A 14,051-nucleotide genomic window follows, 5' to 3' on the forward strand; every position below is an offset into this window, starting at 1 on the left:
CCGATGTAGCGTCCCGCATAACCAATTGCTAAGCACAACAGTATAACGGCAGCAGCGATAGGGATAATCACTTTTAAATCTGTCTGTAACTCTGTTAGAGCTTTCGATGCATTTGTTAAAACGGATGGTTGGGCTTGTGCATGAGCAGAACTGTTCATAAAGAACGCAGTCATAGCAGCAGAAATTGCGATGATTTTGTTGTTATTTTTCGATTTGAGATTAATTAATTTTTGCATATTTCACTCTTATTAGAATTTAGATAATATTTTATATAAACAAACATATTGTACTTTAAAATTTACAATTAACGCCATTATGGCTTAAACAGCAGTGAAACAAGCTGGGCTGCAGAACCTGCGATGACAACACCAATTGCCCACCGTACAAATGTGTCTTTTCCGATGTAGCGTCCTGCATAACCAATTGCTAAGCATAATAGTATAATAGCAGCAGCGATAGGTATAATTTTTTGAATATCGCCTTGTAAATCCTTTAGAGCTGTCTCCGCATTTTTTAAAGTTTTTGCTTGGGCTTGTGCATGAGCTGAACTACCCATAAAAAATATGGTTAAAGCTGCAGAAAATGCAGCAATTTTATTACGAGCTGTTGTGTGAAGAATATTTAATTGTTTCATGTTCTTTATCCTGATTAAGATTAAAACTCCCACAAATGACCCCTCTTTCATGAAGAAACTTAAAGAGATATTTTGGATCAGCCCAAGTTCTTAGTTTTCCTCTTTGTGTAAGTAATGTATATTTATTTGGCTTTCCGGTGATTGGATCATCGGAAATAAACGTGAAATACCATTCCCTTTCTGAAAGCATCACGACTGTAATCTCACGTGCTGCTTTTTGACTAAATGCTATATCAACGCTGTTTTGTTCTATCATTTTCATTATCTTTGCCCTCAATTAGAAGAGATTTTGTTCAATCTTACTAATTAGAGCTTTAACATTTTCTTATCTACCTTTCATTATAATATCCTATCAAATTTCTGGAGTTTCGTGAAAATATCAGTCCTCACTCCAGCGATCTTCTCGATGAAGAAAAATCTTCAGCGGAAAAAGCATCGCGGGCGCTACTTTCTTTATGTGTAAATGCATCTTCTTCTCCTTTTGAAGAGAGAGAAAGAGAATCTACTTTAGTTGTCTGTTCTGGTTCTTCTTTTTTAAGCTTTACAGGCTCCTGCAAGTCTTCATTTTCTCGTACAGCAGCTTTTACTCCAACATATGAAGTAACTTTTTGCATACGGGTGTGGCTTGAGTTTTCTGTATTGTAAAAATTCAGCACAGACTGCAAAGTCGCTTTTTCAAAGATGCACTTTGATGTTGTTTGTTGATAGCAGTAAGTTAAAGCACTTTGTGCAGCTGTAAGATTTCTGCAAAAATCAAATGCATCAAAAAGAGAAAACAATTTCATATTTCCAACATCAATTTGCCCTAAAATTATGTTAAAATTATGTCCACGCTGTTCAGCTGTTGTGATTGTTTTCTTAAGCTGAGATGATTGATAGAACAAGTTATCTTTATCATCTGTTACATAGACATTGTCCCGCGCTTCTTGTTCGGCGATAACTGAAAATGTTATGGGAGGCGTATTGGATATGTATGCAGCAGCAAAAAATGTGAAATCTGGAACAATCATTAGCAATACACCTTATTATAAAGAATTTTATTAATACAAATGCTAATTCTGTGTTGTGCTTTTTCTCGTTGTCTTTTGATTTTATAAATTTGCAGAATGAGATTGTTTAGCTTAGAATATTCCTTGTGATTATTGCTTTGTTTTCTTCTAAGAATATTTCTAATATATGCGAATATCCAACCAACAAGATAAAAGTGTGGAATAAAATAGAGCACATTACGCCAACCAATATTATTCGAATCACGAAGAAAGGCGCTGCTTTTAAAAAATAATAATCTTTGATACTGTATTGAAGCTGCTTGTTTTATATAATCCTCTAGTTGCAAAAATCTTTTCAAAAAAAATTTATACGAAGTAAAAAGCCGTTGTGTATGAGGGGAGGTTTTCTTGTCATAATGAACTACACTATCATTATACAGAGAGGGCTTGTTCTTTGTTGCGTATTGCCATAACTTATAGAGGGACGATTTATATTTACTTTTGACTACTGATTCATAAGATTCAGAGAGGTGTGATGGCGCTTGAGCACTGCATTTAGTAGTTTCAGCAATTGAACTGAAAAAAGATGCAGTGGTGGTAATTGATATACCAATAAACAGCTCTTTGTGGTTCAAAGCACATCTCCGTCAAAGTGATATATGTATCGTAATTTTAATTTCGATAATAAATAGACAGAAATTGTCTATAATTGTGTTTAAAATATGGCAAAAAGAAATTCTTTTTTGCAAGGGGAGTAATTAAGGTGAATGATCTCAAAAATATGAATTTTGATGAGCTACAAGAGATGCGTACACAAATCGATGTGGAATTAAAAAAACGGCAAGCAAAGGAAAAGCAAAATGCGCGACGAAAAATTCTTGAAATTGCTAATGCCCATGGAATTGATATCGCTGATCTTGTGAGCAAAGAGCGCCATTATAGAAATCCCAATAACCAATGGGAATTATGGAATGGGCGTGGACGTAGACCTAAGTGGATTAAAGAGTGGTTGGAGAATGGGTATACACTTGATGAACTCGAAGTAACGTAACACGTGTGCGATCTTTACAAGATAAGGGAATACCAAGGAATGTAAATGCAAGAAGTATGCTCTTTTGGGTAATTTAATTGTATAAATATACTGAACGAATATATTAAAGTATTGAGTTACCAAATACAATGATAGGGAGCGTGAACAATTTATTTAAATGCAAAAGGTCTTGTTGTCATAATCTGGCAAGAATAATGATGATGCCAGATTGGAATATTGTAATTGCTTTTGGCATGTGAGAGAGGGGGGATATTTTACTTCTTTTTATCGTTTCATTAACGTTGCTCTTTTTAGTCTATGTAAATAAATAGTTTTATTGTTTATTTACAAAAATGGTCGAAATGAGAATAATTTATTGCATAGGGATTTTAACTCAATATGTAAAATGATAATTTTATCAATTAATATGTTAATAAATTAGCATACTTATATTTTTGAAATACTGTTCTGTAGAACAAGCCTGATGTTATAGATTTTGTTTGGTATTTTTTCTGTAAGATTATATATGAGGCATTTACTTTATTTATCGTTCGTTTAGTTGAGATGAGTGAGTGTGTAGAAAATGGAAAATTTCTATGGCTGTTATGGGTTTTATAGAATTTATGACATATTTCTGAGCGTTTGTGATTAAAATTCATTTATGAGCGTTTATGAATAATGAATAAAGAGTGTATTTGAAAATAAAAGGATTGGATCATTTCTATTGCGGTTTATCTTCTTTTATGGTGTGAAATAGGGGGGTATGCAGGTTTACAATTGTGTGTGATGGTATAGAGTACGGAATACTTTGTTATATATTGGAATATTTTTTCTAAAATATTTTTTCTAAAGTCGTGTGGTATTCCACAATAAGTTAAAGAGTTTGTCTGAGAAGCAGAATGCCCCAAACGGAATACATTTATGTTTCCAATTTACGCGCTTTTTTAAAAGAAAATTTTTCAATGCAACTAAGCTTATTTTATGGCGCTTCTCATGAATAGTATAACGTAAAAGCCCCTATGATCATATAAAATTCATTGTACACCACCATTTTTACTTCAATAAAAAGTATAAGCCGGCGTCCTTATACACTTTACTCGCCTCCAATATTGCTAAAGTCCTTAGTTCTTGAGAGAGGGAGGCTTTTGTCGCTTTGTTTAATTGTTTTATTTATACGACACTTTCGCTTGTGATGTGCAAGCGAATGATTTTGATTGCTTCAACATGAGAGAGATTTGAAATAAGGGTATTTTATGATCTTTAGATTTCTCACTCAATATGAGAACAATGAACTTATTATTATAAATAAAAGTGTTGTGTGCTAAAAAGTCTTGTTTATTTTATTATGCCGTGAAATGGCTTCTTTTAAGGTGTGGTGATATAAAGCAACAACCTCTCTGAGATATTAAACGTTTTTTCAGTGTATGGTGAATATTCTTAGAATGTAGCTTGCTTGTCGAGTTTAATGTTAAGTGAAATATGGGAGGAGGAAGTCAAGAAAAAATTACTCGACAGGAATCCGGTTTGTAAACAGATTGGATGAGATAGGAATTTTTTGTTCTTTGAAGGAGGAAGGCAAAGGTTGTAAAAAAAGTGAAATAGTATGAATTTTTGCTTAAAGTGGGAAGCCGCGTAGAAGACGTGGGGCATTTGGAGAGAGTCCGGCAGCTTCTTGAATGAAGTATTTTTTTATTTTTGGTGCTTGATTAATGATTCCAAGGCCGGTATCGCGGAGCATCCGTAAAAGAAGGCTATCATTAGAAAAGAGTTTATTAAGCCAATCATTGCTTAAAGCCATACGGACAATTTCAAAACGTCTCCAGCTTTGATAGCGCTCTAAAGCCGTGAGGGAGCCAATGTCAAGACCTAGTCGTGCTGTTTCAATAATCACTTCAGCCAGCGCAGCGCTATCGCGTAATCCTAAATTGAGTCCTTGTCCTGCAATGGGGTGGATGGTATGGGCGGCATCGCCAACGAGAGCAAAACGTGGTTTAACGCATTGACGTGTTAAAGAAAGACTCAAAGGAAAAGCTTGACGTTCGCCATCCCAAGAGAGTTTGCCTAATCGATGGCCAATGCGTCTTTCGAGTTCTGTTTCAAAAATAAGTGTATCAGCTTTGAGATAATATTGCGCAGTTTTATGATCTTCATTCCACACAATGGCGGATCGGTTGCCTTTGAGAGGGAGAAGAGCAAAAGGACCGGCAGGTAAAAAATGTTGAATTGCTTGACCATTATGGGGTTTTTCATGTTCAACTGTGCAGATGATTGCTGTTTGTTTATAGGGATGAGAAAAATTTTTCAGACCAGCTTTTTGGCGTAATTTCGAATGGGCTCCGTCAGCTGCAATAAGCAATTTTGTTTGCCAAACCTCTTCATTATTTAAAGTGACGGTTGTATGTTGATCTTCTTGATGAAAATCAATGACACGGGTGTTTGTAATAACAGGGATATTGAGACCTTTGACACGTTTTTTTAAAGTGTTGATGAGTTCTCTATGCTCTACCATAGCAGCAAAGGGCTCGCCGGGATTAATGTCGCCTTCAAAGGTTAAAAGAGTGGGTTTGACAGGATCATTTGTGCTTGTATCTGTGATGATCATTGAATGAATGGGTTGCGCATAGAGTTTTATAGATTCCCAACATTGTAATTGTTTTAACATACGAATAGAAGCAGCAGCAAGGGCAATGGTTCGTATGTTAGAAGCAGCGGGATCTCCTTGTGGAGCAGCATCAACGATTTTTATTTTCAGATTAGGGGCTGTTTGCTTGAGTGCTATCGCTAGGGTTAAACCGACAGCTGCCCCCCCTGCAATGAGCAGATCACATTGTTTAGTTTTATGAGATTTAATTTTTTTATTGGGTTGTACATTTTTATTGCGATTAGAACACACAATACTTCTTCCATTGTTTATAGTTTGCTTTCTTTTAAAAAGAATATCTTTTTACATTGCTAAAATATCTTAACCTTTACTTTTCTCTCTGCTTTACAAAAACGAGGTTTCTTTTTAGCGCCAATCTGATGACAGATTGGTTTTTCAGAGTTTTTCTGCTTAATCATTTATGTGATTCATCTTACAGATTTATCGGATAAGCTTTTTTAAATATCTTCTTCAATTCTTTTTACACTTGGTTGATAAAAAAGAAAACTAAAAATAAACAAAGATGGTTGTGTATTTTTTTAGTTGTGTGAGTTTCTTCAGTATGCTTGTCCTGAAAGGGGCCATTTCGTTAGTATGATAGATAAAAATTGTGGTCATTCGTGATGGTTAAAACAGTATTCATATTTTGCCGTTATCATGGTGTAGCGTAAAAAATATTATTTGTTTAGGAAGGTGCCTATAGCACCCATGTAACACTTTACACATGAGGTGTTTTTTGGTTGATCGTTTGATAAATATTCAGGGAGAGCTTTTTGTGCGCCTTATGAACGATTGTCTCTTAGGGTGGTGGGTATATGAATGATATGAAGTGGTTAGAAGGTAGAACGCGCTAGATAAGAAGTCGGATTGTTTACAGGCGATTTGTTTACAAATCGGCACAGAGTTTAAGCTTCATTCTTTTTTAAGAGAGAGAGGGAGTTATAACTCTTTAAAATATGAAAGTTTTGTATTTGGAATTGATAGATGCACCGAAGTTCTTCTCCTTATGATTCATTAGAAGTGCGAAATTCTCAAGGTTCGCGTCTTATTGAGATGTTTTTACGTCAGATAGGAGTATTTATTGGGCTCGGGCTTTTGGGCTTTATTATTTTTTGTGTGTTTGCTTTGGCGACGTGGAATGTTGCGGATCCATCTTTAACCCATGCAAGTACAAATGAGGTTACAAACCTTATGGGGTGGATGGGGGCAATTTTTTCAGATTTTATTATGCAGTTTTTTGGCTTGGCAAGTCTTTCTGTTTTGTTGCCACCGTTATTTTGGTCTTTTCTCTTGTTGGCGCAAAAGAATATCTACAATTTGACTTTGCGCTTTTTTTTATGGGTGCTATCAACGATTTGTTTTTTAATTGCTTTTGCCCTTATGTCACCTGTTGCTTCTTTTACTTATTGGCCATTGCCAATGGGATTGGGAGGGGTTTTAGGAGATAAAGTTTTAAGTGTTGCTTCTTCAGTCTTTCCTCTTTTTCTTTCTCCTCCTTACACGGTGTTTTTCAGTGTTGTTTTTATTCTTTTAGGTTTTTTCACCGCTGCTTTTGCTGGTAATGTGATATGGCGGCGTCGAACAAAGAAAAGAAAAGAAAAAAGCATTCCAAAAGACGAAATCGTTAATCCAGTCTTTGAGTTGGAAGAAGATACGGAATATGCCGCAGAGGAGGATCGTGAAAATCATGGTTTTTTTGCGACAACTTGTGGCGCTCTTTTGCATCTTTTTTATTTTTTACAAGCGCGTTTTTTTCGTTTATTCTGTTTCAAAAGGCGTTTTCAGAGTAAAGGGCAAGGAAAGCCATTTGATCGGATTGAGCCAACTTTTTTAGGTGAAAAAGTAAAGTGTGAGGAAAATCAAAATAAAGCCTATGTTTCTCCTGTTAAAAATCGAAAGTCTTTAACAGCTTCTTCAAAGGGTGGTTTTGTTCTTCCTCTTGTAGATTATCTTTCGGTTCCACCACCGTCTGTTAAGGATGCAAAACTTTCTCCTGCTGTTTTAAGAGCAAATTCTCAGGAGCTTGAAGGGGTTTTGTTAGATTTTGGGGTCAAAGGAAAAATTATAGATGCTTGTCCTGGACCGGTGGTAACTTTGTATGAATTTGAACCGGCTGCAGGCATTAAGTCTTCCCGTATCATTGGTTTGGCAGATGATATTGCACGCTCGATGCGTGCGATTTCGGCGCGTGTTGCGGTGGTTCCAGGACGTAATGTTATTGGAATAGAACTGCCTAATGCAAAGCGTGAGATGGTTTATTTACGAGAAATGTTGCAGGCGCAAGAATTTATTGACAGCAAAGCAAAGCTAGGACTTGCTTTGGGTAAGACAATCGGGGGGGAAGCTGTTGTTGCAGATTTAGCAAAAATGCCCCATCTTTTGGTTGCTGGTACAACAGGATCGGGAAAGTCTGTTGCTATCAATACAATGATTTTATCATTGCTTTATCGTATGACACCTGAACAATGTCGTCTCATTATGGTGGACCCGAAAATGCTTGAGCTTTCGGTTTACGATGGCATTCCCCATTTATTAACACCCGTGGTGACAGATCCTAAAAAAGCCGTGATTGCTTTAAAGTGGGCTGTTCGTGAAATGGAAGAACGCTATAGTAAAATGTCAAAACTAGGCGTTCGTAATATTGATGGGTTTAATGCACGTCTTAGGGAAGCTGCAAGTCAGGGAGAGACAATGGTGCGGACAATTCAAGTTGGATTTGATCGCGAGACTGGTGAGCCTCTTTATGAAACGGAAACACTTGATTTTAGTCCTATGCCCTATATTGTTGTCATTATTGATGAAATGGCTGATTTGATGATGGTTGCTGGTAAAGATATTGAAGGAGCGGTTCAACGTTTAGCACAAATGGCACGTGCTGCCGGTATCCATGTAATTATGGCGACACAGCGTCCTTCCGTCGATGTTATTACTGGGACGATCAAAGCCAATTTTCCTACACGTATTTCTTTTTCTGTGAGTTCAAAAATTGATAGCCGAACAATTTTAGGCGAACAGGGGGCCGAGCAATTATTGGGACAAGGAGATATGCTCTTTATGATGGGAGGAGGACGTATTCAGCGTGTGCATGGGCCTTTTGTTGCGGATGATGAAGTGGAGCAGGTTGTTGCGCATCTCAAAGAGCAAGCACGACCTGATTATTTAGAAACAATTACGCAAGAAGTTGAAGAGGATGGTGCTGATGTTTCTTTGTCTTCTCCTTCAGAAGATGATCCCTATAGTCAAGCTGTTGCTATTGTGCTTCGTGATCGTAAGGCTTCAACCTCTTATATTCAACGCCGTTTAGGCATTGGTTATAACCGCGCTGCGACATTGATTGAGAGGATGGAAGAAGAAGGTATTATTAGTCCAGCAAATCACGCAGGGAAACGAGAAATTTTAGTGCCTGCTGAAGAAGAGCGCTTTTGAAAAATCTTTATAGTTGTTTTTTATAATACCTTATAAAATAAGTGTTTATCCTATTGTATCGTAGAAAGTCTGCATTTTCATATACCAGCTCTCAATTTGCGATAGCTCCTTGGTACTTAAGACTCCTTATAAGGGGATTCTTTATCTTATATAACTTTTATCCATACACCAACCTTGCTTGTAATGTGCAAGCAAATGATTTGAATTGATTTAATATGAGAGAGTATGTGATGAGAGAATCTTATTGTATTTGGCGTTATGATTTAAGTTAAAAAGATAAATTGTTATAAATCAATATCTTGGTATAAAATAATGTCATTGCGAGTGTAGAGGGGGTAAAAGCATGTAAGGTTTGGTATTTAAGTGTCTTTTTAAGTGCGCTCTAAATATTTAGGGCAAGGCTGATCTGTCGAGTCTTAATATAAATGAATTATATGGGGTGGGAAGCTAAGTGAAATTTGCTAAACTCCAAACTGTTTACAGAGTGGTTCGGATGAAGATTTTTATTCTTTTGGGTGGGAAGGAAGTCAAAAAAGCATTTTTGACACTTAAAAGAGCTTTCAGGTTCGCGAGTAATATGTTTAGTCCTTAATCCATTATGTCTTGACTATAATTTATGTTGCTTCATAGATTAGGGGTGGGAAAGAATATATTATGCGTTTAGAAAATCAGCAGAAAAGCAGGAAAATTTGATGATTTCGGAAACTTAAACGCAGACTGGTTATTTGGAAACGATACCGCAAGAAATAAAAAAGGATGTTTCTTTAGCTTTTTCTTTAGCAGATGATTCCTATTGTCAAGCTGTTGCTATTATGCTTCGTGATCGTAAGGCTTCAACTTCTTATATTCAATGTTGTTTAGGCATTGGTTATAATCGTGCCGCCACATTGATCGAAAGGATGGAAGAAGAAGGCACCATTAGTCCAGCTAATGATATGGGTAAGCGAAAAGTTTTGGAGACTGTCGAAGAAGAATACTTTTAAAAATCTTTTGATATTTTTTTCAAACAATATCTTTATCTTATAAAGAAGGGTATTTATTCGTCGTTGATCACTTAAGTTATGAATTATAAAGTCAATTAAGTATTGCTTGGGAGCATTTTTTATGAAAACGTCTTTTTTACTGCAAAGAAGAGTCTTTGGGTTGGTGGGAATTATTATCTTTTGGTGTTTAACTGTTCCTGTTTTTTCGCAAGCATCTAATAAAGTGATAAAGGCGCAAAATGTTGTGAATCACTTTGCGGCAATCAAAACAATGACAGGTGATTTTATTCAGTTTAGTCCAAAGGGAAAAATGTCTCAGGGGACATTTTATTTAGAGCGCCCAGGGAAAATTCGTTTCATTTACAAAAAAATGCCTTTACAGATTATTTCAGATGGCCAATTTGTGGGTATTAACAATCGGGCTTTGAATACTTGGAACTTTTCACAACTTTCGCAAACGCCAATGAAATTTTTGTTGGATGATAAAATTGATGTATCTTCTGGGCGCTTGTTCGCATTTCGCGAAGATCCAGGGGCTGTAACGATTGTTCTGCGTGATAAAACGATTGGGGCAGGGCAAATAAGGATGGTTTTTGATTCTAAAGGCTCTGCTTTGCGACAGTGGACAATTGTTGACCAACAAAATTTGGAAACTACTGTGCAGATTATGAATGTGCGGACAGACGTCCGGTTCGCTAATGGGATGTTTGCACTTCCTTCGAAGAAATGAAGAAAGAGTGTTACGTCATTGGGATTAAAACAAATGTTCTTTCGTATTGCGACTTGGAATATTAATTCTATTCGTTTGCGTCTTGCACAGGTTTTTCAGTATTTGGAACTCTTTTCCACAGATGTTTTGTGTCTACAGGAAACAAAATGTCCAGATGCTTTATTTCCAGTGGAGGCTTTTGAAGCAGCGGGTTATAAGCATATCGCATTGAGTGGACAAAAATCTTATAACGGGGTGGCTATTGTTTCTCGTTTGCCTTTTAAAAAGGTAGAAAAACGTTTTTTTTGTCAAAACCAAGATTGCCGTTATATCTCAGTTATTGTGGAAGCCCATGGGAGAAGCTTGCGGATTCATAATTTTTATGTTCCTGCTGGGGGAGATATCCCTGATGCTGATGTGAATGAAAAGTTTCGTCATAAGCTTGATTTTTTAGAAGGAATGTCCTCCATTCGTGCGGATCAAGGCGATGGTCTTTCTTCTCTTTTGGTGGGAGATTTAAATATTGCTCCTTTGGCAGAGGATGTTTGGTCTCATCAGCAATTGTTGAAGGTTGTAAGCCATACTCCCATTGAAACCGAGCGTTTACAGGATTTGTGTTGTCAAGGTGGATGGGTTGATCTGATGCGGTTGCATATTCCTGTTCCTACCAAGCTTTACACATGGTGGAGTTATCGTGCTCGCGATTGGGCATTTACCGATTATGGGCGGCGGCTTGACCATGTTTGGTCTTCTCAAGATTTAGCCCCTTTTGTTGTAGATCTTTCGATTTTTCGTGATGCGCGCGGATGGGAACGTCCTTCAGATCATATTCCTGTGCAAACTGTATTTGATTTTTCACGTCAAGTTTGAAATAAGAGGTAAATAAAGTATTAATATTAAATAATGATTCTGAAAGAATGCGGGAGACTGGATGTATATCAGAAATCTCAAATGGGGCGCTTCTCGTGGATTATTTTTTAGTGTCTTGTTGTGTTTGCTTTTGTCAGGATGTATGGTTGGTCCTAATTACCAGAAAACATCTTTTCGTGTTCCAGCAGTTTGGGGAGAAAAATCTGCACAGACTGCAGGGCAGCCCATTGCGCTTGCCGGATGGTGGCGGCATTTGAATGATCCTGTTCTAGATGCGTTAATGGATTACGCGATTTCTGGAAATAATAATGTTGCTGTTGCCAAAGCTCGGGTACGTGAGGCGCGTGCGGGTTTAGGACAGGTTGTGGGAACTCTTTTGCCAAATGTGTCCAATTCAATTTCAGGAACCCGTAGTCGTTCTGGACAGTCTGATGCATTGTTCAACCAGTATAGTAGTGGTTTTGATGCAAGCTGGGAGCTTGATTTTTTTGGTGGGCATAAACGTGCGGTTGAAGCGGCGCGTTATGGCCTTGATGCGGCTGTGGAAGATATGCGCGCTACCATGGTGACATTACTGGGAGATGTGGCAACAAATTATGTGCAAATGCGTGGCTGGCAACAAAAGTTGTTTATTGTGCGGCAAATTGCTGTATCACAACGTAAAACTTATGAACTGATGCGCGCTAGATTAACAGCTGGTGATGTTTCTGAGCTTGATGTTTCAAATGCGCAAGCACAAATGGCAAATACAGAAGCAGATATATCACAGATGGAAGCGAATTTAGCAATGAGCGTTCATCGCCTTTCTGTCTTAACTGGTCGTGTGCCTACGGCATTGAAGGATCTTTTACAAAAAAATGCTAAGCATGCAAAGATTCCACAACCACGCTGGCCGATACCAGCAGGAATTCCAGCCGATATTTTGTTAACACGTCCAGATTTGCGACGGGCAGAGCGTCAATATGCGCAAGCGACAGCACGGATTGGTCAACGTGAAGCAGATCGTTATCCATCACTTACTTTAACAGGTAATATTTCGACAGCAGCAACGGCAATTGATCAATTATGGAAAAATTCAACGATTGGCTGGTCTTTTGGACCTGGTCTTCGTTTTCCTCTTTTTAATGGAGGTCAGGTCGAGGCTTCTATTGCGGTAGCGCGCGCGCAGCGTGATCAAGCTTTTATTACTTATCGAGCTGCTGTGTTGGAAGCTTTAGAAGATGTAGAAAATGCGCTTGTAAGATTAACGAAGGAACATCAACGCTTAGAAAAGCTAATCGTTGCGAATAAAGCTTCTCTTCATTCCTTAAAACTTTCACGGAACCTTTTTGAGAATGGAAATACTAGTTTTCTTGAATTGTTAAATGCTGATCGCTCTTATTATTCTGCACAAATGGCGCTTAAAGATAGCCGTGTTTCTTTGGTTACGCAATATATCACGTTGATGAAAGCATTGGGGGGGGGCTGGGATGGCGTTGTTGATGTATCGCGTCCAGAAGTCGTTGATAATGCACCTCGTTCGCGTGCAAAGGTAGGGAAATGAAAAAAAACTTACTCAAAAATTTCATTACAAAACACAAAAAACTTTCCTTCTTTTTAACTGCTATATTTCTCATTCTCTTGCTGTTATGGTTACGTTCTGTTTTTTTTGGAACATCTACTCCAACTTATATAACAGCGGTGGTGAAACGTGGGGATATTGAGGAAAGTGTTTTAGCTTCTGGTCTTGTACGTCCTTACCGGTTGGTGGCTGTTGGTGCGCGAGCAACAGGGCGTGTGGTGTCAATGCATGTTTCCCCTGGGAGTGTTGTGAAAGAAGGCGATCTCTTGGCAGAAATTGATCCTACAGATCAGGAAAATGATTTAAAAAGAAAAAAAGCAGCATTATCGCATTATTATGCGAGTTTGGTAGAACAAGAAGCCTATCTTTCTCTTGCACAGAAAAATTTAGAGCGTCAGAAAAAAATGATTGAAACACGGGCGATTTCACGGGCGAACCTCGATGAGGCTGCGACACAGGTGAAAATACGCGAGGCGCAAATTGAACAACTTCGTCAGCAGATTGTGCAAGCACAAATTGATGTGGAGAGTGCAGAGGTTAATTTAGGTTATACACGCATCACTGCCCCTGCAGCGGGAACGGTTTTGGCAACAGTTGTGGAAGAAGGGCAGAATGTGAATGCGGTTCAGTCGGCGCCAACAATTGTTATTTTGGGTGATTTATCAAAGATGACGATTAAGGCGCAAATCTCAGAAGCAGATATTCTTAAAGTCCGAGCTGGACAACCACTTTATTTTACAGTTTTAGGTAATTCACAGCGTCGTTATGAAGGCGTTTTAGAAAAAGTAGAGCCGGCTCCTGAAACAATTCGTGCTGATGTGAGTATTAATCCTGGTATGGTGAGTGGTTCTAGTGCTTTAATATCATCGGCTATCTATTACAATGGAATTCTACATGTTGATAATGCGGACAATTTTTTGCGAACCTATATGACTGCTCAAGTTCATATTATCTTAGGGCGCGCACAGAATGTCTTGTTGGTTCCAAGTAATGCTTTACGCGATGAGACAAGAGAGCGTAAAGCATGGGTTTCTGTTTTGGTGGGGGAAAATAAGTTGGTTACTAAACAGGTGAGCGTTGGGTTGAATAATAAGGTTATGGCAGAGATTATTTCAGGACTTAACGAGGGTGATGTCGTCGTCACCAGTTCGTCTGATGGATTGATGCCCGAGTCTTCTAACATGCATAGCGAAGACGAGAGTTAAAGC

12 protein-coding genes and 1 pseudogene are annotated in these 14,051 nt (G+C 37.9%); 7 read left to right on the forward strand and 6 right to left on the reverse strand.

Annotated features, from left to right (window positions below):
- The 5 genes from trwL (ACFING_RS02385) to ACFING_RS02405 form a co-directional block, all read right to left on the reverse strand.
- Nucleotides 1-236: VirB2 family type IV secretion system major pilin TrwL (gene trwL / locus ACFING_RS02385; protein ID WP_375629633.1), on the reverse strand; the 236-nt coding region annotated here is incomplete at its 3' end.
- Between the two features lie 77 nt (nucleotides 237-313).
- Entirely contained in the window at nucleotides 314-634 is a 321-nt protein-coding gene (gene trwL, locus ACFING_RS02390; protein WP_375629635.1) for a VirB2 family type IV secretion system major pilin TrwL, read from the reverse strand.
- Complete coding sequence (gene korA, locus ACFING_RS02395; protein WP_015857010.1) at nucleotides 597-896, reverse strand: KorA family transcriptional regulator; 300 nt, start codon at nucleotides 894-896, stop codon at nucleotides 597-599. Before korA ends, trwL (ACFING_RS02390) begins: the two co-directional genes overlap by 38 nt.
- 124 nt (nucleotides 897-1,020) lie before the next feature.
- The gene (locus ACFING_RS02400) at nucleotides 1,021-1,644 is read right to left on the reverse strand and encodes a TrwN protein (protein ID WP_375629637.1); all 624 of its coding nucleotides are present in this window, start codon (nucleotides 1,642-1,644) and stop codon (nucleotides 1,021-1,023) included.
- Nucleotides 1,644-2,258, reverse strand: coding sequence for a hypothetical protein (locus tag ACFING_RS02405; protein ID WP_375629639.1), 615 nt, complete (start codon nucleotides 2,256-2,258; stop codon nucleotides 1,644-1,646). The genes ACFING_RS02400 and ACFING_RS02405 overlap by 1 nt, the downstream gene beginning before the upstream one ends.
- A 128-nt stretch (nucleotides 2,259-2,386) precedes the next feature.
- On the opposite strand from ACFING_RS02405, the gene ACFING_RS02410 reads away from it, so the two are divergent.
- Nucleotides 2,387-2,674, forward strand: a complete 288-nt coding sequence (locus ACFING_RS02410; RefSeq protein WP_015857007.1) for an H-NS family nucleoid-associated regulatory protein — start codon at nucleotides 2,387-2,389, stop codon at nucleotides 2,672-2,674.
- Between the two features lie 1,594 nt (nucleotides 2,675-4,268).
- Here the strand turns inward: ACFING_RS02410 and ACFING_RS02415 are convergent.
- On the reverse strand, nucleotides 4,269-5,546 hold the full coding sequence (locus ACFING_RS02415; protein WP_375613161.1) for a ubiquinone biosynthesis hydroxylase: 1,278 nt from the start codon (nucleotides 5,544-5,546) through the stop codon (nucleotides 4,269-4,271).
- A 732-nt stretch (nucleotides 5,547-6,278) separates the two neighbouring features.
- Between ACFING_RS02415 and ACFING_RS02420 the strand changes: the two genes are divergently transcribed.
- The 6 genes and pseudogenes from ACFING_RS02420 (at nucleotide 6,279) to ACFING_RS02445 (ending at nucleotide 14,048) form a co-directional block, all read left to right on the forward strand.
- Nucleotides 6,279-8,720 carry a DNA translocase FtsK 4TM domain-containing protein gene (locus ACFING_RS02420; protein WP_375629642.1) on the forward strand — a complete coding sequence of 814 codons (2,442 nt, stop codon included), beginning with the start codon at nucleotides 6,279-6,281 and terminating at the stop codon, nucleotides 8,718-8,720.
- Nucleotides 8,721-9,442: 722 nt separating this feature from the next.
- Nucleotides 9,443-9,703: pseudogene (locus ACFING_RS02425) on the forward strand (DNA translocase FtsK); the annotation flags it as partial.
- Nucleotides 9,704-9,824: 121 nt separating this feature from the next.
- Nucleotides 9,825-10,433: an outer membrane lipoprotein carrier protein LolA gene (locus tag ACFING_RS02430; RefSeq protein WP_375629645.1), complete on the forward strand. Its 609-nt coding sequence runs from the start codon at nucleotides 9,825-9,827 to the stop codon at nucleotides 10,431-10,433.
- Nucleotides 10,434-10,466: 33 nt separating this feature from the next.
- Nucleotides 10,467-11,282: an exodeoxyribonuclease III gene (locus ACFING_RS02435; protein WP_375621032.1), complete on the forward strand. Its 816-nt coding sequence runs from the start codon at nucleotides 10,467-10,469 to the stop codon at nucleotides 11,280-11,282.
- A 61-nt stretch (nucleotides 11,283-11,343) separates the two neighbouring features.
- Entirely contained in the window at nucleotides 11,344-12,825 is a 1,482-nt protein-coding gene (locus ACFING_RS02440) for an efflux transporter outer membrane subunit (protein ID WP_375621031.1), read from the forward strand.
- Entirely contained in the window at nucleotides 12,822-14,048 is a 1,227-nt protein-coding gene (locus ACFING_RS02445; RefSeq protein ID WP_375621030.1) for an efflux RND transporter periplasmic adaptor subunit, read from the forward strand. The genes ACFING_RS02440 and ACFING_RS02445 overlap by 4 nt, the downstream gene beginning before the upstream one ends.
- The last annotated feature ends 3 nt before the right edge of the window (nucleotides 14,049-14,051 follow it).

Source organism: Bartonella sp. AP150HLJHH, assembly GCF_042196385.1.
Lineage (GTDB): Bacteria > Pseudomonadota > Alphaproteobacteria > Rhizobiales > Rhizobiaceae > Bartonella.

What these genes read in the sequence shown, in the direction of transcription:
- ACFING_RS02440 (WP_375621031.1), top strand. Translation starts at nt 11,344, where the DNA reads ATGTATATCAGAAATCTCAAATGGGGCGCTTCTCGTGGATTATTTTTT.
- ACFING_RS02445 (WP_375621030.1), top strand. Translation starts at nt 12,822, where the DNA reads ATGAAAAAAAACTTACTCAAAAATTTCATTACAAAACACAAAAAACTT.
- trwL (WP_375629635.1), bottom strand. Translation starts at nt 634, where the DNA reads ATGAAACAATTAAATATTCTTCACACAACAGCTCGTAATAAAATTGCT.
- ACFING_RS02420 (WP_375629642.1), top strand. Translation starts at nt 6,279, where the DNA reads ATGCACCGAAGTTCTTCTCCTTATGATTCATTAGAAGTGCGAAATTCT.
- ACFING_RS02435 (WP_375621032.1), top strand. Translation starts at nt 10,467, where the DNA reads ATGTTCTTTCGTATTGCGACTTGGAATATTAATTCTATTCGTTTGCGT.
- ACFING_RS02400 (WP_375629637.1), bottom strand. Translation starts at nt 1,644, where the DNA reads ATGATTGTTCCAGATTTCACATTTTTTGCTGCTGCATACATATCCAAT.
- korA (WP_015857010.1), bottom strand. Translation starts at nt 896, where the DNA reads ATGAAAATGATAGAACAAAACAGCGTTGATATAGCATTTAGTCAAAAA.
- ACFING_RS02430 (WP_375629645.1), top strand. Translation starts at nt 9,825, where the DNA reads ATGAAAACGTCTTTTTTACTGCAAAGAAGAGTCTTTGGGTTGGTGGGA.